Annotated in this window: 20 protein-coding genes; 14 read left to right on the plus strand and 6 right to left on the minus strand. The window is 72.3% G+C overall.

Annotation, left to right across the window (positions count from 1 at the left end; genetic code table 11):
* Positions 1 to 34: 34 nt before the first annotated feature.
* Genes DEJ33_RS01440 through DEJ33_RS01460 form a run of 5 tightly spaced genes read right to left on the minus strand, consistent with a single transcriptional unit; the run spans position 35 to position 4,788 of the window.
* Positions 35 to 871 carry a class II fructose-bisphosphate aldolase gene (locus DEJ33_RS01440; RefSeq protein WP_111194149.1) on the minus strand — a complete coding sequence of 279 codons (837 nt, stop codon included), beginning with the start codon at positions 869 to 871 and terminating at the stop codon, positions 35 to 37.
* The gene (locus tag DEJ33_RS01445) at positions 868 to 1,818 is read right to left on the minus strand and encodes a 1-phosphofructokinase family hexose kinase (RefSeq protein ID WP_111194150.1); all 951 of its coding nucleotides are present in this window, start codon (positions 1,816 to 1,818) and stop codon (positions 868 to 870) included. Before DEJ33_RS01445 ends, DEJ33_RS01440 begins: the two co-directional genes overlap by 4 nt.
* Complete coding sequence (locus tag DEJ33_RS01450; protein ID WP_111194151.1) at positions 1,815 to 2,957, minus strand: N-acetylglucosamine-6-phosphate deacetylase; 1,143 nt, start codon at positions 2,955 to 2,957, stop codon at positions 1,815 to 1,817. The genes DEJ33_RS01445 and DEJ33_RS01450 overlap by 4 nt, the downstream gene beginning before the upstream one ends.
* On the minus strand, positions 2,954 to 3,910 hold the full coding sequence (locus DEJ33_RS01455; RefSeq protein ID WP_111194152.1) for an ROK family protein: 957 nt from the start codon (positions 3,908 to 3,910) through the stop codon (positions 2,954 to 2,956). The genes DEJ33_RS01450 and DEJ33_RS01455 overlap by 4 nt, the downstream gene beginning before the upstream one ends.
* Complete coding sequence (locus tag DEJ33_RS01460) at positions 3,910 to 4,788, minus strand: SIS domain-containing protein (RefSeq protein ID WP_111194153.1); 879 nt, start codon at positions 4,786 to 4,788, stop codon at positions 3,910 to 3,912. Before DEJ33_RS01460 ends, DEJ33_RS01455 begins: the two co-directional genes overlap by 1 nt.
* A 132-nt stretch (positions 4,789 to 4,920) precedes the next feature.
* Here DEJ33_RS01460 and DEJ33_RS01465 point away from each other — a divergent pair, with 132 nt between their 5' ends.
* The 13 genes from DEJ33_RS01465 (at position 4,921) to DEJ33_RS01525 (ending at position 17,689) form a co-directional block, all read left to right on the plus strand.
* The gene (locus DEJ33_RS01465) at positions 4,921 to 5,709 is read left to right on the plus strand and encodes a DeoR/GlpR family DNA-binding transcription regulator (protein ID WP_110903618.1); all 789 of its coding nucleotides are present in this window, start codon (positions 4,921 to 4,923) and stop codon (positions 5,707 to 5,709) included.
* A 215-nt stretch (positions 5,710 to 5,924) separates the two neighbouring features.
* Positions 5,925 to 7,166 (plus strand): Gfo/Idh/MocA family protein, encoded by a 1,242-nt coding sequence (locus DEJ33_RS01470; RefSeq protein WP_110903619.1) that lies wholly within the window; start codon positions 5,925 to 5,927, stop codon positions 7,164 to 7,166.
* The gene (locus DEJ33_RS01475; protein ID WP_111194154.1) at positions 7,163 to 8,479 is read left to right on the plus strand and encodes a sugar ABC transporter substrate-binding protein; all 1,317 of its coding nucleotides are present in this window, start codon (positions 7,163 to 7,165) and stop codon (positions 8,477 to 8,479) included. Before DEJ33_RS01470 ends, DEJ33_RS01475 begins: the two co-directional genes overlap by 4 nt.
* Positions 8,480 to 8,600: 121 nt before the next feature.
* Entirely contained in the window at positions 8,601 to 9,560 is a 960-nt protein-coding gene (locus tag DEJ33_RS01480; RefSeq protein WP_110903621.1) for a carbohydrate ABC transporter permease, read from the plus strand.
* Positions 9,557 to 10,465 carry a carbohydrate ABC transporter permease gene (locus DEJ33_RS01485; protein WP_258378060.1) on the plus strand — a complete coding sequence of 303 codons (909 nt, stop codon included), beginning with the start codon at positions 9,557 to 9,559 and terminating at the stop codon, positions 10,463 to 10,465. The genes DEJ33_RS01480 and DEJ33_RS01485 overlap by 4 nt, the downstream gene beginning before the upstream one ends.
* Entirely contained in the window at positions 10,462 to 11,259 is a 798-nt protein-coding gene (locus DEJ33_RS01490) for a hypothetical protein (RefSeq protein WP_111194155.1), read from the plus strand. The genes DEJ33_RS01485 and DEJ33_RS01490 overlap by 4 nt, the downstream gene beginning before the upstream one ends.
* Positions 11,256 to 11,450 (plus strand): multidrug transporter, encoded by a 195-nt coding sequence (locus tag DEJ33_RS01495; RefSeq protein WP_110903623.1) that lies wholly within the window; start codon positions 11,256 to 11,258, stop codon positions 11,448 to 11,450. The genes DEJ33_RS01490 and DEJ33_RS01495 overlap by 4 nt, the downstream gene beginning before the upstream one ends.
* A gap of 70 nt (positions 11,451 to 11,520) precedes the next feature.
* Positions 11,521 to 13,206 carry a bifunctional 3'-5' exonuclease/DNA polymerase gene (locus tag DEJ33_RS01500; RefSeq protein ID WP_111194156.1) on the plus strand — a complete coding sequence of 562 codons (1,686 nt, stop codon included), beginning with the start codon at positions 11,521 to 11,523 and terminating at the stop codon, positions 13,204 to 13,206.
* A gap of 89 nt (positions 13,207 to 13,295) precedes the next feature.
* Positions 13,296 to 14,135, plus strand: coding sequence for a phosphatase PAP2 family protein (locus DEJ33_RS01505; RefSeq protein WP_111194157.1), 840 nt, complete (start codon positions 13,296 to 13,298; stop codon positions 14,133 to 14,135).
* Between the two features lie 93 nt (positions 14,136 to 14,228).
* Complete coding sequence (locus tag DEJ33_RS01510; protein WP_111194158.1) at positions 14,229 to 15,425, plus strand: Fic family protein; 1,197 nt, start codon at positions 14,229 to 14,231, stop codon at positions 15,423 to 15,425.
* 82 nt (positions 15,426 to 15,507) lie between these two features.
* Entirely contained in the window at positions 15,508 to 17,130 is a 1,623-nt protein-coding gene (locus tag DEJ33_RS01515) for a serine/threonine-protein kinase (RefSeq protein WP_111194159.1), read from the plus strand.
* A gap of 43 nt (positions 17,131 to 17,173) precedes the next feature.
* Complete coding sequence (locus DEJ33_RS01520) at positions 17,174 to 17,443, plus strand: hypothetical protein (protein ID WP_111194160.1); 270 nt, start codon at positions 17,174 to 17,176, stop codon at positions 17,441 to 17,443.
* Between the two features lie 54 nt (positions 17,444 to 17,497).
* Positions 17,498 to 17,689: a hypothetical protein gene (locus tag DEJ33_RS01525; protein ID WP_146244490.1), complete on the plus strand. Its 192-nt coding sequence runs from the start codon at positions 17,498 to 17,500 to the stop codon at positions 17,687 to 17,689.
* 39 nt (positions 17,690 to 17,728) lie between these two features.
* On the opposite strand, the gene DEJ33_RS01530 is transcribed toward DEJ33_RS01525, so the two are convergent.
* On the minus strand, positions 17,729 to 18,667 hold the full coding sequence (locus DEJ33_RS01530; protein ID WP_110903629.1) for an aldo/keto reductase family oxidoreductase: 939 nt from the start codon (positions 18,665 to 18,667) through the stop codon (positions 17,729 to 17,731).
* Between the two features lie 119 nt (positions 18,668 to 18,786).
* Between DEJ33_RS01530 and DEJ33_RS01535 the strand changes: the two genes are divergently transcribed.
* Positions 18,787 to 19,614, plus strand: coding sequence for a putative RNA methyltransferase (locus DEJ33_RS01535; RefSeq protein WP_111078398.1), 828 nt, complete (start codon positions 18,787 to 18,789; stop codon positions 19,612 to 19,614).
* Positions 19,615 to 19,620: the final 6 nt, after the last annotated feature.

Below are 19,620 nucleotides of genomic sequence, written 5' to 3' on the forward strand. Positions count from 1 at the left end.
CCGGCCAGGCCCCGGTCGGGGACGACCGCCCGACCTACCCGGCGAGCAGCGTGAGCAGCCGGGCGGTCTCGGCGGCGACGGCGTCCCGGCCCGCGGCGACGTAGCGGCGCGGGTCGACCAGGTCCGGTCGTTCGTCGAGCACGTCGCGCAGCGCCCGGGTGAACAGCCCGTTCAGGTGCGTCGAGATGTTGATCTTCGTCATGCCCGCGCGGACCGCGCCGCTCAGCTCGTCGTCGGACAGCCCTGACGAGCCGTGCAGGACCAGGGGCACCGGGACGGAGGCCCGCAGCCGCTCCACGAGGTCACGGTCGACCGACGCCTCGCGCGTCTGCATCGCGTGCGACGTGCCGACGGCGACCGCCAGGGCGTCGACCCCGGTCGCCGCCACGAACGCGGCAGCGTCGGACGGGTCGGTGCGGACCCCGGGAGCGTGCACGCCGTCCTTGCCGCCGACCTCGCCGAGCTCGGCTTCGATCGCGATGCCCGCCGCGTGGCACCGGTCGGCCAGCGCCCGGGTCGCGTCGACGTTCGCGTCGTAGTCCAGGTGCGACCCGTCGTACATGATCGAGTCGACGCCGAGGTCGATGCCCGCGTGCACCAGTGCGGTGTCCTCGATGTGGTCCAGGTGCACGAGGACCTCCACGTCGGCGGCCCGCGCGACGGCCTGGGTCGCGGTCACGATCGGCGTCACCCCGCCGTGGTAGCGGATGCAGTTCTCGCTGACCTGCAACACCACGGGCAGGCCGGCCCGCTCGGCCCCGGTGACGATCGCCTCGGCGTGCTCGAGCAGGACGACGTTGAACGCGCCGACACCACGACGGGCGGTGCGTGCGGAGTCGAGGAGGCCGGTGAGGGCGAGGGCGGTGGTCATGTGGGGCTCCCGGTTCGGTCGAGCTGGGTGGTGAATCGGTCGACGGCGGCGAGGTCGACCTCGCCCGCGACGGGGCGGAGCACCGCGGCGGCGCCGTACGCGGCTGCGGAGACCAGGGCACGGTGGAGCACGTCGGGTGCGGTGACGTCGGCGGCCGTCCGGGTGCCCGGTGCGGTCAGCGCGAGGACGAGCCCGGCGGTGGCGGCGTCCCCGGCACCGGTCGGGTTGCCGTGCACGTCGGGCACCGCGGGGACGGTCACGACCGCGTCGGGCGTGTGCGCGGAGATGCCCGCCGAGCCCGCGGAGACGACGACGACCCCGGCTCCGCGTGCGAGCAGGTCGAGGGCGCCGGAGCGTTCGTCCCGGGCGCCCGTGGCGTCGAGGAGTTCCTCCCGGTTCGGCTTGCAGACCGTGGCGCCGGCTGCGGCCGCCTCGAGCAACGACGGCCCCGACAGGTCGGCGACGACGAGCAGGCCGGCGTCGACCGCGCCGCGGATCCAGGGCCGGACCACGCTCGGGTCGGTCCCGCGGGGCAGGGACCCGGACACCACGAGGGCGCTCGCAGCCGCCAGCGCGGTACGCACGGCACCCGTCACGGCGGCCCATTCGTCCGCCGTCACCGCCGGCCCGGGTTCGCCGTACATCGTCGGGTGGACGTGGTCGTCGACGACGGTGACCGTGGTCCGGGTGTCACCCGCGACCGGCACGGCGGCCGTCGCGAGGCCGTCCCGCTGCAGCGCGGCGGCGACCCACGCCCCGCTCGTCCCGCCGAGCGGCAGGACGGAGGTCGTCGGCACGCCGGCGGCGTCGAGCACCCGGGCGACGTTGACGCCCTTCCCGCCCGGACGGCGGACGACGTCCAGGACGCGCTGGGTGACCCCGACGACCTGCTCGGCGACGCGGTAGCTGACGTCGACCGCGGGGTTCGGGGTGATGACGACGATCACGCGGGGACCTCCAGGGGGGTGGGGCGGCCCTCCGGGTCGAGGACGACGAGGTCGGCGGCGCCACCGACGGTGAGGGGTGGACGCAGGCCGAGCAGGGCGGCGGCGCGCACGGACGAGGCGGCCACGGCCTCCCGGACGTCGTGACGAGCGGCGTCGTCGGGACGAGCGGCGTCGTCGGGACGAGCGGCGAGGACCCGGGCGACGGCGTCACCGACGGTGATCGTGCTGCCGGCCAGCGATGACCCGTCGGCCAGCATCGCGACCCCGCCGTCGACCACGACGTCCGATCCGGCGATCCGGTAGGGCCCGTCGGCGCAGCCGGTGGCGGCCATCGCGTCCGAGACGAACACCAGCCGGTCACCGGCAGCGCGGCGGACCAGGTCGACGGCGACCGGGTCGAGGTGGTGGCCGTCGACGATGCACTCCACGGTCAGGCGCTCGTCCGTCAGGGCTACCCCGACCGGACCGGGCTCACGGTGGTGCAGCGGCGGCATGCCGTTGAAGAGGTGGGTGACCAGGGTCGCACCGGCGTCGACCGCGCGCTGTACCTGCTCGGTGTCGGCGTCGGTGTGCCCGATCGCGGTGACGATGCCGGCATCGACCAGACGGTGGATCGTCTCGATCGCACCGGGAAGTTCGGGGGCGAGCGTGACCACCCGGAGGGCCACGCCTCCGGCGTCGACCAGGAGTTCGAACTCGGCGGGGGTCGGTGGGTGCAGCAGGGCGACCGCGTGCGCACCGCGTCGGGCGGGTGCGAGCCAGGGGCCCTCGAGGTGCAGCCCGGCGAGCGTGCCGTCGACGACGAGTGGGCGCAGCCGGTGGAGCGCGGCGACCGTGTCCGGGACCGTCCCGGTCGCGATCGACGCGACCAGGTGCGCGGTACCGCGTCCGGCGTGGTGGGCGACGGCAGCGCGGGCCTCGTCGGCCGAGCACGAGGCGAAGTCGTGGCCGAGCGCGCCGTGTGCGTGCAGGTCGACGAAGCCCGGGACGACGGTGCCGGGGGCGTCGACCACGCGGTCGTGTGCCGGTGCCGGTCCGGTGCCGACCGCGGCGACCCGACCGTCGCTGACCGCGATCCAGCCGTCGACCAGGTCGAGTTCCGCGGTGACCACCCGGGGGGCGCGGACGAGCGTCGTCACGCCGACACCGCGGTCGGGCCGTCGTCGACGCGCTGGTGACGGGCGGGGAGGTCGCGCCCCAGCAGCTCCCGTGCGAGGAGACCGGCACCGATCGCGCCCGCGGCGTCACCGTGTCGTGCGCCGACGAGGGCCGGGACCCGGACGCCCACCAGCCGGGCGCTCAGCGCCGCGGTGAGGGGGTCGAGCAGCAGCGGACCGGACTGCGCGAGTCCGCCGCCGATGACCAGCGTGTGACACCCCGCGGCGGCCGTCAGCCATGCGAGGGCGTCGGCGAGGACGTCGACGCAGTCGTCCCACACCTGGCGGGCGAGGAGCTCGCCGTCCTGGACGCGGAGCATCGCGGCGTGCGCGGTCGGCGCGTCGCTCCGGCGCGCGACGGCACCGGCCGAGGCGATCTGCTCGACCCGGAGGCCAGCGTGCGGACCGTGGGCGATGCGGACCTGGCCGATCTCGCCGGCCCAGCCGTCACCACTGACGACCCGACCGTCGACGACGAGGGCGCTCGCGAGCCCGGTCCCGACCGGGACGAACGCGACCGTGCCGTGGTCGAGCCCACCGGCCTGCACCTCGGCGAGGGCCCCGGCGCGCACGTCGTGGCCGAACGCGAGCGGCACGTCGGTGCCCGTCGCCCGGAGCGCCGCGGCGACCCGTTGGCGGACCGGCACGTCCTGCCAGCCGAGGTTCACGGACAGCACCGAGCGGCCGCCGTCCTCGTCGACCACGCCGGGGACGACGAGGCCGAGGGCGTCGAGTGCCACGCCGTGCTGTCGGGCGACCGAGCGCGCGTGCACGGCGAGCTCGGCCACGACGACGGCGAGTGCCTCGGCAGCGGGGTCGTCACGCGGGGTCGGGACGCGCTGCTCGCCGAGCAACCGTCCGTCGTCGGCGGTCAGTCGGGCCTTGATGCCCGTGCCGCCGACGTCGACCCCGAGCACTGCCCCGCGCGCGGTCATCAGGTGAGGATGACCGAACGGGTGAGCGAGCGGGGGTGGTCCGGGTCGAGACCGCGGCGCTCCGCCAGGGCGACGGCGAACCGGTGCACGACGACGAGTCCGGCGAGCGGGTCGAGGTCGTGGTGCACCAGGCGGGCTCCGGTGGCGGCGACCTCGTCGGCCAGACCGTCCGGCACCGAGCCGAGCGACCACACCAGGCGGCCGGGCTGCGCGATCGCGATCGGCCCGTGGCGGTAGTCCATCGCGGGGTACGACTCGGCCCAGAACTGTGCGGCCTCCCGGGTCTTCAGGGCGGCTTCGAACGTCAGGCCCACGGCGGCGCCACGGCCGACGAACGTGACCTGCTCGGCGTCGAGCAGGTCGTCGATCGGCAGCGTCAGCGCGGTCTCGGCCTGGACGGCGAGGGCCTCGACGTCGTCGCCGAGGGATGCGCGGAGCAGGGCGAGCGCGGTGGTGGCGAAGCGGGTCTGCACGACGGAGCGCTCGTCCGCGAACGGCAGCGCGACGACGTCGTCGGCGTCCGCTGCGGCCGGGCTGTCCGGCACGGCCGTGATCAGGACGGTTCGCTGGTCCGGCAGGGCGCGCAGGAGGTCGATGATCTCGGTGGTGGTGCCGGAGCGCGAGATGGTGACGACGCGGTCGTACTGGCGGCCGGCGGGGTACTCGGAGCCGGCGAAGGCGTCGGTCAGGCCGAGGCCCGCGGACTCACGGGCGACGGCGTAGCTCATCGCGATGAACCAGCTCGTGCCGCAGCCGATGACGGCGACGCGCTCGCCCGGCTGGGGGAGGACGTCGATGAACGAGGGCAGCAGTGCCGCGGCGGAGCGCCAGGAGGCCGGCTGCGATGCCAGCTCGTCGCCCACGAAGGTGTCGGACATGGTGTCCTTCCGGTCGGACCGATCCTTGGTGATCGGATATCGGCCAGCATGACGATCGATCGTGCTCGATGCAAGTGCAAAACGTCATTTCCGATCATGGAGGCCGCGGAGGAGCGCCCGTAGGATGACGCCATGACCCCGCAGCAGAGGCTCAACGCCCTCCTCGAGTTGGTGAGCGACCGCGGCAACGTCTCGATCACCGAGATCGGGGACGAGCTCGGGATCTCCGCGGCGACGGCCCGCCGCGACCTCGCCACGCTCGCCGACCAGCGTCTCGTCACCCGGACCCACGGCGGCGCCGCTGCCCTCGGTGCCGGGTACGAGCTGCCGCTGCAGTACAAGATCGCCCGCCAGGCCGAGGCGAAGACCGCGATCGCCCGGGCGACGGCCGCGCTCGTGGCCCCCGGGGACACGGTCGGGCTCAACGGCGGCACGACGACGACCGAGGTGGCGCGGGAACTCGGCAAGAGCGAGCGGTTCATCCGAGCCGACGGCGAGTACGGCATCACGATCGTCACGAACGCGCTGAACATCGGGTACGAGCTGTCCGTCCGCGCGAACGTCAAGATCGTCGTGACCGGCGGCGTCGCCCGTCGGCAGTCGTACGAGCTGATCGGGCCGCTGGTCCGGGACACGCTCGACGAGTTCGCCCTCGACGTCGTCGTCCTCGGCGTCGACGGTCTGACCGGGCAGTACGGCGCGACCACCATGCACGAGGGCGAAGCCGAGGTCAGCCGCCACTTCGCCTCGGTCGGCCGCAGGGTGATCGTGGTCGCCGACTCGACGAAGATCGAGCGCTCGACCTTCGCCCGGATCTGCCCGCTCGACCGCATCGACGTGCTCGTCACCGACCGGGACGTCCCGCCGCGGTTCGCCGCGGACCTGGCCGCCGCCGGCGCGGAGCTCGTCGTCGCGGACTGACCGGCACGTCCGGCGAGCACGTGCGTCGCTGCGACCGGCTCCCCCGGGGCCTGCCCGACGCTCGGGAACCCGCCGTGCGCCTCCCGGCCGAGCGCGGTCACGTTACCGGCGTGTTAAACCCTCGCATCACGCTTCCGTGAGCGATCCGTGAGCGCATATTGTGCATTCATGATCGATTTGGCATCATGGCCGTCACAATCACGCAAGGGAGCGAGATGAGCATCACGAGCACGCGCACACTCCGAGTCGGCGTGGTCGGCATCGGCCAGCGGTCGTACATCGCGAACCACGTCGCCGCCGCCGGACTCGACGCCGACGGGGTCGACGCCCGGATCGTGGCCGCCGCCGATGTCACCGAATCCGGCCGGCGACGAGCCGCCGAGGCCTGGCCGGACGCCACCGTCGTCGACGGACACCGCGCCCTGATCGGGACCGACGGTGCCCCGAACGCCGTCGACGCCGCGATCGTCACCACACCGGACTGGACCCACGCCGAGATCGCGATCGACCTGCTCCGCGCCGGCATCGCCGTCTACCTCGAGAAGCCCCTCGCCATCACGGTCGAGGACGCCGACGCCGTCCTCAACACCGCCGCCGAGACCGGCACCCCGCTCTACGTCGGCCACAACTTCCGCCACGCGGCCGTGGTGCGCCTGATGCTCGACGTGATCGCACGCGGTGAGATCGGCGAGGTCAAGGCCGTCTGGGTCCGCCACTTCGTCGGCAACGGTGGCGACTACTACTTCAAGGACTGGCACGCCGACCGCAGCCGCGTGAACTCGCTCCTGCTGCAGAAGGCCAGCCACGACCTCGACGTCGTGCACGCCCTCGCCGGGGCCTACACCAGCCGCGTCGTCGGCATGGGGTCGCTCTCGGTCTACGGAGACGTCACCGACCGTCGCGACCGCAGCGACGAGCTCATGACCGACTGGTTCTCGTTCGACAACTGGCCGCCCGCGGAGCAGACCGGTCTCAACCCCGTCGTCGACGTCGAGGACGTGTCGATGGTGATGATGACCCTCGAGAACGGGGTGCAGGCCAGCTACGAGCAGTGCCACTTCACGCCCGACTACTGGCGGAACTACACGGTCATCGGCACCCACGGGCGCCTCGAGAACATCGGGGACACCGGCGGTGGCGTGGTCAAGGTGTGGAACCACCGTCGCAACTGGGACGTCGCCGGGGACGTCGAGTACCCGATCGACGGCGTCGAGGACGGCCACGCCGACGCCGACCTGCTCACCATGACCGAGTTCCTCCGCTCGCTGGCGTTCGGGGAGCCGACCACCCTGTCCCCGATCGCGGCCCGTGCGGCCGTCGCCGCCGGCGCGCTCGCCACCCGCTCGCTCCGCAACGGCTCCGTCCCCATCGACGTGCCGCCCCTCCCCGACGCCACCCTCCGACACTTCGCGACCACTCCCGACCGCGACGACGTTCCCGAAAGGACCACCCGATGACCGCTCCAACCGCCCGTCCGGGCCGCGGCCGCCGCCGCGCACTGCTCGGTCTCGCAGCCGCCGTCAGCGCCGTCGCGCTCCTCGCCGGATGCAGCAGCCAGTCCTCCGCTGGGTCCTCGGACACCGGTTCGGGCGAGGTCGCGAAGGACACCAAGGCGAACCTGACGTACGCCGTCTGGGACCAGAACCAGGTGAAGGCCATCAAGGCCAACATCAAGGGGTTCAACGAGGAGTACCCCGACATCAAGGTGAACGTCGACGTCACGCCGTACGCCAACTACTTCACGAAGCTGCAGACGCAGGGCTCGAGCAACACGCTCCCCGACCTCTTCTGGATGAACGGCCCGAACTTCCAGCTGTACGCAGGGAACGGCAAGCTCGCCCCGATCACCGGCGAGGTGAAGTCCGGCGCGATCGACCCGGAGAACTACTCGCCAGCGCTCAACAAGCTCTACACGTACGACGGCACCCAGTACGGCGTGCCGAAGGACTTCGACACCATCGGCGTCTGGATGAACAAGGCCCTGTTCGAGAAGGCCGGCGTGGCCATGCCGTCGAAGGACTGGACCTGGGACGACTTCCAGAAGACCGGTGCCGAGCTCTCCGAGAAGCTGAAGTCGGACGGTGCGTACGGCGCCGCCGCGGGCATGGACGGCCAGACCACCTACTACGACACGATCTTCCAGGCCGGCGGCTCCGTCATCGACGGGGACGAGTCGGAGTACGGCACGAAGGCCGCGCAGGAGGGCATCGGCTTCTGGACCGACCTGATCAAGTCCGGCGCCTCGCCGACGATCAAGCAGCTGACCGACACGACCGCTGACCAGTGGTTCACCTCGGGCAAGGTCGCGATGTACCAGGGCGGCAGCTGGTTCCGCTCCGCGCTGATCGGCAGCGACATCGAGAAGGACGTCGTCGCCTACCCGCTGCCGAAGGGCAAGGAGCAGGCGACCGTCATCCACGGCGTCTCGAACGTCGTCGCGGAGGGCTCGAAGGACAAGGCCGCCGCGCAGGCACTCCAGGCCTACCTGGCCAGCAAGCCCGCCCAGCAGCAGCAGGGTGACATGGGCGCCGTCATCCCCGCCTACACCGGCACGCAGGACGCCTTCACGAAGACGATGCCCGATGCCGACCTGCAGGTCTTCCTCGACGCGGTCGACTACGCCAAGCCGCTGCCGGTGTCGAAGAACACCGCCGCGTGGAACACCCTCGAGACGAACCTGCTGCCGAGTGCGTTCGACGGTTCCGAGCCCGTCGACCAGGTGACGAAGGAACTCGCCCAGAAGATGGACGCGGCACTCGCCAAGGAGTGACGACGAGCCGGTCGGTCGGGCCCCACGCCCGACCGGCCGGCACCCGCACGTCCGCACCACCCGCTGCACCCAGCACCACCCGGACCACCCGATCCGACCGCCCTGGCCGAGGAGCGACCTGATGACGATCCACACCCAGCGACCCGATGCCGCGCAGGCGTCCCCGCCGCCCGAGACCCGCCCCGCCGACCCCTCGCGGCCGACGCGGGCCCCACGCACCGACGGCTTCTGGCCGTGGCTGTTCGTGCTGCCGCTGCTCATCGGCGTCGGGACGTTCTTCATCTGGCCGATCCTGCAGACCTTCTACTACTCGTTCACGAGCTGGGGGGTGTTCGGCGGGTCGAGCTTCACCGGGTTCGCGAACTACGCGCGTCTGCTGTCCGACCCGCAGCTGTACCAGTCGCTGTTCAACACGGTCGTCTACACGGTGATCGTGCTCCTCGGCATCCCGGTCGCGGTCTGGCTCGCGAGCCTGCTGAACACCCCGGGCCTGCGCTTCGCCCAGTTCTACCGGGTGCTGTTCTTCCTGCCGTACGTGGCGATGCCCGCCGCGATCGCGCTGGTCTGGCGCATCATGTTCAACGGTGACTTCGGCATCGTGAACTGGTTCCTCGGGCTGTTCGGCATCGACGGTCCGTACTGGATCTCGACCCCGGGCTTCGCGCTCGTCGCGGTCTCGCTGGTCGGGCTGTGGTCGTCGCTCGGCTTCTCGATGATCATCCTCGGCGCCGGGCTCAAGGACATCCCGCCGGAGCTGTACGAGGCCGCCGAACTCGACGGGGCGAGCCGGTGGCGGCAGTTCCACTCGCTCACCGTGCCGCTGCTGACACCGAGCATCTTCTTCGTGCTCATCATCACGACGATCTCGAGCTTCCAGCTGTTCGACCTGCTCTACGCCATCCTCGGCTCCACCAACCCGGTGATCCCGAAGACGATGTCCCTCGTCTTCTACTTCTACAGCGCCGGGTTCATCGACAACGACAAGGGCTTCGCGGCTGCGATCGCGATGGTGATCTTCGTGCTCATCGGGATCATCACCGTCGTGCAGTTCCGGGTCCAGCGGAAGTGGGTCCAGTCATGACCGGCATCATCGAGGCGCACGGCAGCAAGCTGACGGCCGCGACGAAGGCGGCCAGCCGCACCCGGGTCCGTGCCGACGCCCGCCCCGGTCGCCGCGGCGGCAGCCACTGGTGGATCCACGTCGTGCTCGGCATCGGCGGGTTCGTGATGGCGTTCCCGTTCCTGTGGCAGATCATCATGGCGCTCTCCACGAACGCCCAGGTGACCGCGCCCACGCCGACCTTCTGGCCGGGTGAACTGCAGTGGGGCAACTTCGTCCGCGTCTTCGACCGCCTGCCCTTCCTCAGCCAACTCGGCACATCGATCTGGGTGACCCTGATCCGTACCGCGGCGCAGATCGTGCTCTGCACCCTGGCCGGCTACGCCTTCGCCCGGATGCGGTTCCGGGGACGGGCCCTCATCCTCGGGATCGTCCTGTCGATCCTGCTGGTGCCATCGCAGGTGTACCTGATCTCGCAGTACCAGATCGTGCAGGGGCTCGGCTGGCTCGACACCCTCGCCGGCATCGTCGCCCCCGGCCTGTTCAGCGCCTTCGGCACGTTCCTGATGCGGACCGCGTTCCTCAACATGCCGGCCGAGCTCGAGGAGGCCGCGCGCATGGACGGCGCGAACCCGTTCCAGACCTTCTGGCGGATCATGCTGCCGCTCGCCCGACCGTCGATCAGCGTGCTCGCGATCACGACCGTGCTCTGGTCGTGGAACGAGCTGCTCTGGCCGCTCGTCGTCTCGACCCGCGCCGAGGACATGCCGCTCGCGGCCGGCCTGGCCACCCTGTCGAGCGACCGGACCATCGACTACCCGCTGCTGATGGCGGCGAGCCTGATGGCGATGGCGCCGGTGCTCATCATGTTCATCGTGCTCCAGCGCCGGGTGATCGACGGTCTCGCCTCCTCCGGGCTCAAGTGAGCGCGACAGACGTCGGACGGGAGGCCCGGCCCGACCCCGTCGCGCTCCTCACCGCCGCCGTCGGCTCGCCAGGCGAGCCCGCGGGCCTGGCACCGGCGCTCGAGGACGCCGTGCGACACCTCGGCCCGGAGGGTCGGGAGGCGGCTCTCCTCGCCGCCCTCCGCGCGGTGCTCCCGGTCACCGAGCAGTGGCTCGTCGCCCACGGCTGCAGCCCCGAGGACGCCGCGTCGAGCGTCGCCGACGTGGACCGCAAGATCGACCGGTACGGCCTGGACGGCACGGGTCTGGACTGGCTCGTGCAGGTGGCGACCGGTTGCGTGGTGGCCGTGGGGCGCCTCCAGTTCGAGCGGGCAGCCCACCTGCCGGACGGGACGCCGGCCTGGGGCGTGCACGTGCCGGAGGTCGGACCGCTGGACCCGGACGCATGCGACCGGTCGTTCGCGGCCGCGCCCGCGGTGCTCCGACGGCTCGACCCGGACACGACGGTGGGCACCTTCGTGTGCTCGTCGTGGTTGCTCGACCCGGAGGTCGCGGCCGTACTGGGGCCGTCGTCGAACACGGCGCGCTTCGCGGCGCGGTTCACGCTGCTGTCGGAACCGCCCGAACCGCACGGACCGGTGGAAGAGGGCGACGACTCGATGGCGAAGTTCGTCTTCGGCACCGACCTGGCGTCCGCGCGTCAGGCGATGCCCACCGGCCGACTGCAGCGTGCGGTCCAGGAGCGTTGGGCCGCCGGCGGGCACTGGTCGGAGCGCACCGGCACCGCTCCGGTCGGCGTACCGTCACGGACATGAGCGCACCCGACCGAGACCACCTGGACGACGGCGTCGACATGACCTTCGAGGAGCGTCGACACGACACGTTCCGTCGGATGTCGGGGTCCGACGAGCACGACGAGGCGCCGCGGGTCGAGGTCGAGGAGACCGAGTCCGGCGACGTCCGTATCGACATCGCCGACAGCGCCGCCGTCCGACCGGGCGACTGAGCGCCCGCCACTGCGGCCACCGGCGCGTGACGGTGCGGCGAGGACGGTGGGGCACGGCAGAATCGTCGGCGTGCACATCGTCCTCGCCCGTGCCGACGGCGGCCTCACCGCGACGCCGCTGACGGACGCGGGGACGTCGGACGGTGAGCCGGTGCGCCTGACCGAGTCGGGCCTCCCGGCCTTCGTCGCGGCACACGAGGGACCGGGCGTCCGCTGGGTCTGGTCCGACACCGCACGCTGGTACCCGGCCGTGCTGGCTGCGGGCGGTCGCGTGGCCCGATGCGTGGACCTCCGACTCGGCCACCGGCTGCTCCGCACCGCCCTCGCCACCCGCGGTTCCGCCCTCGCGCAGGCGCCGCTGAGCGCCTGGGACGCCGCCGCCGCTCTGGAGGCCCGTCCCGCGCCCGCCACGCAGGCCTCGCTCTTCGACGACGACCTGTTCACGGTCGCCCCGGCCGACGACGACCTCGACCCGGTCGCCGAGCTCCGGGCGCAGCTCGACGCGGTGGCCGGTGCGAGCGAGCCGGGAGCGCTGCGCCTGCTCCTCGCGGCGGAGTCCGCCGGCGCGCTCGTCGCCGCGGAGATCAAGTACGCCGGGTTGCCCTGGCGGACCGACGTGCACGAGCGGCTGCTCGCCGACGCCCTCGGCCCGCGGGTGCCGTACGGGGTGCGGCCCCGGAAGCTCGAGGAGCTCGCCGCGGTCCTCCGGCAGCGACTCGACGACCCCGACCTCAACCCGGATTCGCCCGCCGACGTCCTGCGCTCCCTGCGGCGGGCCGGACTCGTCGTGGACAGCACCCGGAAGTGGGAACTCGAGCGGTTGGAGCACCCGGTGATCGAACCGCTCCTGGAGTACAAACGCCTGTACCGCCTGCTCACCGCCAACGGGTGGACGTGGCTCGACGAGTGGGTGCAGGACGGCCGGTTCCACCCGGAGTACGTCGTCGGCGGGGTGGTGACCGGTCGCTGGGCAGCGAACGGCGGCGGGGCCCTGCAGCTGCCGAAGCAGGTGCGCGGAGCGGTGGTCGCCGACCCCGGCTGGGAGCTCGTCGTCGCCGACGCGGCGCAGCTCGAACCGCGGGTCCTCGCCGCGATGTCGGGCGACACCGACATGGCCGCGGCCGGGGACGGACAGGACCTCTACGACGGGGTCGTGGCCTCCGGTGCGGTGCAGACCCGACAGCAGGCGAAGATGGCGATGCTGGGCGCGATGTACGGCGCGACGCAGGGCGAGGGCGGGCGGTTCGTGCCCCGGCTGGCCCGGGCCTTCCCGCGGGCGCTCGACCTGGTCGAGCAGGCGGCCCGGGCGGGGGAGCGGGGCGAACCCGTGACGACCCGGCTCGGTCGGACGTCGCCGGTGCCGGAGCAGTCGTGGTTCGAGGCGCGGAACCGGGCGTACTCCGTGGACGGCACTCCCGCGATGCAGCGGGCCGTCGAGTCCCGGGCCCGCAGCTGGGGACGGTTCACACGGAACTTCGTGGTGCAGGGCACGGCGGCCGAGTGGGCGCTGTCCTGGATGGGCGGCCTGCGCACCCGACTGGCCGCGCGGAGCGACGGGCCTGTCACGTCCGGGCCGCACATGGTCTTCTTCGTGCACGACGAACTCGTGGTGCACGCACCGGCCGCGGACGCCGAGTGGGTGGCCGAGCAGGTCCGGGCCGCGGCGGTCGACGCCGGGCGGATCATGTTCGGTGGCTTCCCGGTCACCTTCCCGCTGACGGTCGCGGTGGTCCGGTCGTACGACCAGGCGAAGTAGCGACCCGACCGGGTCCCGGGTGCTGCCGCGGTGTTGCCCCGGTCGAGGCCGGCCGTGCCCGCACAGCCGCTGACGGGCAGGCTGGTCCGATGGAAGAGCACCACGCACCCGGCGGCCGACCACCCGTGATCGGCGGAGCCGAGCGCGAGCGCGTCGACCGCACCGTCGGCGACGTCGACCTCACCCGGTGGCGCACGCGGGTCGGCCGGAGCGTCGCCGACTCGTGGGCGGCACTCGGCCGCCGCTACGGGGCGCTCCCGCTGCTGCTGCTCACCCTGCTCGTCGGGATCGGCATCGCCGCGGTCGCGACGTGGGTGGCCTCCGAGGTCTACGACGCCGTGCGTGAGTCCGACGACGTCGCCGTGCTCGACCGGCCCGTCCTCGACTGGATGCTCACGCACCGGTCGCCCGCGCTCGACCAGGGCGTCACGTGGTGGACCGACATCGCCGGCACCATCGGGATGCCGATCGTCGCCGTGCTGTTCCTGGTCGGCCTGACGATCCAACGCAGGGCGTGGACGCCGCTCGTGCTCCTCGTCGCCGCGAGTGCCGGCTCCCTGGCCATGACGATCGCGGGCAAGGACCTGATCGGTCGAGCCCGGCCGCCGCTGTCCGACGCCGTCCCGCCGTTCGAGCACTCGCCGTCGTTCCCGTCCGGGCACACCCTGAACGCCACGGTCGTCGTCGGCACGATCGTGTACCTGCTGCTCCTCCGGCAGAGCCGCGTCGTGGCCCGGGTCTGGACGATCGTCGTCGGGACGCTGTTCGTGCTGTCGGTCGGTGTCTCGCGGGTGTTCCTCGGGCACCACTGGACCACCGACGTCCTGGCGGCGTGGGCGCTCGGGCTCGCCTGGCTGGCGCTCGTCGTCACCGCGCACCGGCTGTACCTGACCGCGCTGCACCGGGGTGCCGAGCCGACCCCGTCTTGAGAACTTGAATTACACCCATGTAATTTCAAGTTCCCGGCGATCGACTTGAACTTCGGCGGCAGCGGTTCAAGAAACGGCCTCTAAACTTGAAGGATGGACGTCGAGCGGTTCCGTCGCAGCCCAGTCGGACACCTCGTTCCCCTCGCGGGGACCGACGGGCGGACCGGCGAACGGTACGACCACTTCGGTTTCGTCCCGGACCCCCTCGGCGATCCGCCGTCGCTGTCCGGCGGGACGTGGACCGTGGTGTCCCGGGCCAACCGGTCCCTCGGTGCCCTCGAGCAGGGTGCGTCGCTCATCCCGAACCCTGGGATCCTGCGGCAACCGACCCTGCGCCGAGAAGCGCAGAGCACGTCGGCACTCGAAGGGACGTTCGCACCTCTGGACGACGTCCTCGCCGCCGAAGCCGTGGGTTCCGGAGAGCGCTCGGCGGCGCTCGCGGAGGTGCTGAACTACATCGAGTCGGCCGAGATGGGGTTCACCTGGGTCCACGACCGGCCGGTCACCACGGGGCTCCTCGAGGAGCTCCAGTCGGTCCTGGTCCGAGGCACTCGTGCGGACACGGCCCAGGCCGGCCGCGTCCGGAGCATCCCGGTCGCCATCGGATCGCACGGCGGTGCGATCGAGGACGCGCGGTTCGTGCCGATGCCGCCCGGCGTGCCGCTCCGGAGCGCTGTCGACGACCTGCTCCGGTGGGTAGCGGACGCCGACGAGATGCGCGTCGACCCTGTAGTCGCAGCGGCGATGGCGCATTACCAGTTCGAGACACTGCATCCGTTCAACGACGGCAACGGTCGCCTCGGCCGGTTGCTGATCGTCCTGCAGTTCATGCGCTCGAGGGTCCTGTCCGAACCGTTGCTCAGCGTTTCGCCGTGGTTCGAAGCGCGACGGGAGCGCTATCAGGACGCCCTCGCAGCGGTGAGTGCGGACGGGGACTGGGACTCGTGGGTAGCGCTCTTCGCGGAGGGCATCCACCGGTCGGCAGTCGACACGGGCGAGCGCCTGACTGCGTTGCTCGCGGTGCAGTCGAGCTACCGTGATCGCATCCGGGACAGTGGACTCCGCGGCATGGTCGTGGACGTGGTCGATTCGCTGATCGGCTCCCCGTTCGTGACGATCCCGATGGTGGCCAGGGCGACCGGCAAGACCTACCAAGCCGCGAGCAGCGCGGTGCAGCGCCTCCAGGACGTCGGCATCCTCGATGAGGTCGAGCGGCAGGGAGTGCGGATGTTCCGTGCCACCGACGTGGTTCGTGTGACGACCCGACCGGTGCGTCGGTCGGCACCCTGACCGCGCTGCACCGGGGTGCCGAGCCGACCCCGTCGTGACGGGGCTGCGCGCCCTCGTCAGGTCAGCCCGGTAGGTTTCCGGCATGGAAGAACGGCTGATCGGCGGCAGGTACCGGGTGACCGGCACCCTCGGGCACGGGGGGATGGCATCGGTCTACCGCGCCGTCGACGAGCAGCTCGGACGAGAGGTCGCGGTCAAGCTCTTCCGCATCGGACCCGTCGACCACGGTGAGCGTGCGCGCGCCGAGGCCGAGATCCACGTGCTCGCCGGCCTCCGCAGCCCGAACCTCGTCACCCTGTTCGACGCGGCCCTCGACGACGTCGACGGCGACTCGTTCCTCGTGATGGAGCTCGTCCCCGGCAGCGACCTCGCCACCCGTCTCCGCGAGGGTCCGCTCGACCCGACGACCACGGCCCGTGTGGGTGCGCAGGTCGCCGAGGGGCTCGCCGCCGTGCACGCCCAGGGCATCGTGCACCGTGACGTGAAGCCCGCCAACGTCCTCCTGGAGCAGGACGGCGAGCACGTGAAGCTCGCCGACTTCGGCATCGCGTTGCTCCGCGACGCCGCCCGCGTCACCGGCACCGGCACCGTCATCGGGACGGCCGCGTACCTGGCTCCCGAGCAGGTCCTCGGCCAGCCCGTCACCGGCGAGGCCGACGTGTACGCACTCGGCCTCATGCTCCTCGAGGCCCTGACCGGCAAGCAGGCGTTCCCGGGCAGCGCGGTCGAGGCCGCCACCGCCCGACTCGCCCGAGCGCCCGAGATCGACCAGCACCTGCCGACGGCGTGGCGCACGCTGCTGCACGTCATGACGGCGCAGCACCCGGAGGACCGTCCGTCCGCCGCCGAGGCTGCCGCGCGCCTCCGCGCACTCGGCAGGGACGAGGTCGCGCCTGCCACCCAGCTCCTGCCGGGAGGCCCGGGGGCAGTCACGCGCGCGGCCGCCGGTGCCGGAGTGGCCGGTGCAGCCGCCGCCGGCGCGGGTGCCGGAACCGCATCCGCGGACGAGGCGACGCGCGCGATGCCGGTGCACGGAGCCTCCCGCCCGGACGACGCCACCCGACGGCTCCCGACCCAGTCCCAGCCGGCGCGGAGTGCGGACGACGACGTGGCCACCACGGTCCTCGGGACGCCGGGAGCCGCAGCAGCCGGTCCGGGTGGTGGCGCCGGTGGTCGTGCGGGCGGGCCCGCTGGTCCGGCCCGGCCGCTGGCCACGGACCCCGACGAGCCCCGGCGGAAGCGCTGGGTGGTGCCGCTGATCGTCCTGGCGGTCCTCGTGGTCGCCGGCATCGTCGTCGCGGCCCTCGCGTTCAACCGTGACGACACCACGTCACCGAACCCCAGCGAATCGACGCAGCAGACCGCACCGGTCGACGACCAGCCGAGCTCCGAGCCGTCCGACGAGTCCAGCGAGCCCGCCCAGCAGCAGCCGAGCCAGCCGGCCGACCAGCCGTCGGAGCAGCCCTCCGAGCCGACGCAGGAACAGCCGTCCGAGGAGCCCTCGGAGCCGTCGGACGAGCCGAGCGAACCCACCGATCAGGTGCCGACGACCGCACCGGTGCCGGGCACCGACACGACGCTGCCCGTGCAGGACCCGCTGGACACCGGGGCGGACACGACCTCACAGCAGGGCCCGGCCGACAGTGGTCCGGGCGGGGCGACCGGTCCCGGGAAGTCCGGAGACGCACCGGGCCACAACAAATGACGAGGCTGACCTGCTGTCCACCTGGGCGGAGCACACTCGACCCATGTCGATGAGTGCACCGTTCGATCCCCAGCAGCAGGGCAGCGACGTTCCCCCGGACGGCTCCGACCAGGACGAGCTCGAGGTGGAGGAGTCGCGTGCGGCTCCCCCCGCTGACGAGCCGTCCGGGGCGGACGTCTCCGGCGCCGATGCGACCGGCGACCCCGGGGACTCCCCGGTCCGACACGACGACGAGGACGCGGCCGGCGGCGGCCCGGTGTTCCGGACCCCGCATCCCGGCGACCGTCTGCACCCGGGCGACCTCGGCGACTGACCAGCGCGCGTTGCGCGGACTCCCGGGTCGGTCGGGCATGCTCGTCGGATGTCGATGAGCAGTGCGTTCGACCCGTCGAAGGGTCTCGCCATCCCCGAGGAGCAGCCCAGCGGCGACGGGCTCGAGCTCGACGACGACCCGGCCGCGCTCGGGATCCGGTTCGAGGTCGTGTCCGGCGGGTCAGCGGACCCCGCGGCAGCGCTGCCTCCGCGTGAGCCCGACGAGGACGACGCGCCAGCGCCCTGAGCGCTGCGCCGACGCGTCGTCCGCGGTGGGACCGCCCACTCAGGGGACGGTGTGCCCCGCCGCCGTGAGCACGCGGTACCACTCCTCGCGGCTGAGTTCGACGTCGGACCCGGCGGCCGAGTCCCGCACACGCTGCGGGTTCGTCGTGCCGAGGACGACCTGGAAGTGCGCGGGGTGCCGGGTGATCCACGCCACCGCGATGCCGGTCGGGGTGACGCCGTGCGCCGAGGCGAGCTCCTCGAGCACGTCGTTCAGTTCGGCGTACTGCTCACGGTCGCCCAGGAAGACGCCGTCGAAGAAGCCCTTCTGGAACGGGGACCAGGCCTGCAGCGTCACGTCGTTGAGACGCGAGTAGTTGAGGATGTCGTTGTCGCGGTCGATGGACTGGTCGAGCCCGCCCATGTTCGCGGTGAGGCCCTGCGTGATGACGTTCGCGTGGGTGATGCTCAGCTGCACCTGGTTGAACGCGAGCGGCTGCCGCACGGACTTCTTCAGCAGCTCGACCTGCCCGGGGGTGTGGTTCGAGACACCGAAGTGGTGCACCTTGCCGGCGGCGTGCAGTTCGTCGAACGCACGGGCCACTTCCTCCGGCTCCACGAGTGCGTCCGGGCGGTGCAGCAGCAGCACGTCGATGTAGTCCGTGCGCAGGGCGGTGAGTGACTCCTCGACTGAGGACAGGATGTGCTCGTACGAGAAGTCGAAGTACGCGCCGTGCTCCGTCGGCCGGATGCCGACCTTCGTCTGCAGCTGGATGTCGGCCCGCTCGGAGGACGACAGCGTCACCGCGGAGCCGAAGCGCTCCTCGCAGCCGTGCCAGACGCCGTACACGGCAGCGTGGTCGAACATCGTCACGCCCGCGTCGCGCGAGGCCGTGTAGAGCGAACGGATGTCCTCGTCGCTCATGTCGTTGATCCGCATCATCCCGACGATCACGTCGGAGGCGGTGAGGTCCGTCTGTGGCAACTCCAGTGTCTTCACCCCACCGATCCTGCCAGCGGCCACCCGTGTGAGCCAGGCCCTGGCCGTACCCCCGGGGCGCTCCCCGACCGCGAGCACCGCACCGGGCCACCCGTCCCGCCGCCCCGTACCCTGGACCGGTGCGTGACGACCTGCTGCCCGTGCTCGCGTGCCCGGTGTGCACCGAGCCGCTCGCCCGCACCGCCCCGGGGCAGGCCGGTTGCCGCAACGGGCACCGGTACGACGAGGCCAAGCAGGGCCACCTGACGCTCCTGCCCGCGAAGCGCCGAGCACTCACCGCGGACACCCCGGAGATGGTCGACGCGCGGCTGCGTTTCCTCGGTCGCGGTCACTACGCGCCGGTCGAGCGGGCGCTCACGAGCGTGGTCGCCGACGCGACCGCACCCGGCGTGGTCCTCGACGTCGGTTCCGGCCCGGGCACGTACCTCGCGCACGCGCTCGACGGCACGACACATGGCGATGCTGCCAGGAGGCTCGGGGTCGCGTTGGACCTCTCGGCCGTCGCCATCCGCCGCGCGGCACGCATCCACGGGCACGTCGGTGCCGTCGTCGGGGACGTGACTGAGCGCCTCCCGGTCGTCGACCACGCCGCCGCCGTCGTGCTCGACGTCTTCGCGCCGCGCAACCAGCACGAGTACGCCCGGGTGCTGCACCCCGGAGGCGTGCTCGTCGTCGTCACGCCCCGGGTCGGACACCTGGCGGAACTCGCGGCCGCCACGATCAGCGTGGACCCGGAGAAGGAACGCCGGCTGCACGACAGCTTGACACCCGCGTTCACGCCGCGCTCGACCGAGGACCTGACCTGGACGATGGAACTCACCGCCGAGGCCGTGCACGACCTGGTGCACATGGGGCCGAGTCACCACCACGTGGCGGCGGACACGGTGTTCACGCCGGAGACGGTGACGGCGGCGGTGACCGTCAGCACCTGGACGCCCGCGCGCTGAGCGACG

Source organism: Curtobacterium sp. MCPF17_047, from assembly GCF_003234045.1.
Classification (GTDB): domain Bacteria; phylum Actinomycetota; class Actinomycetes; order Actinomycetales; family Microbacteriaceae; genus Curtobacterium.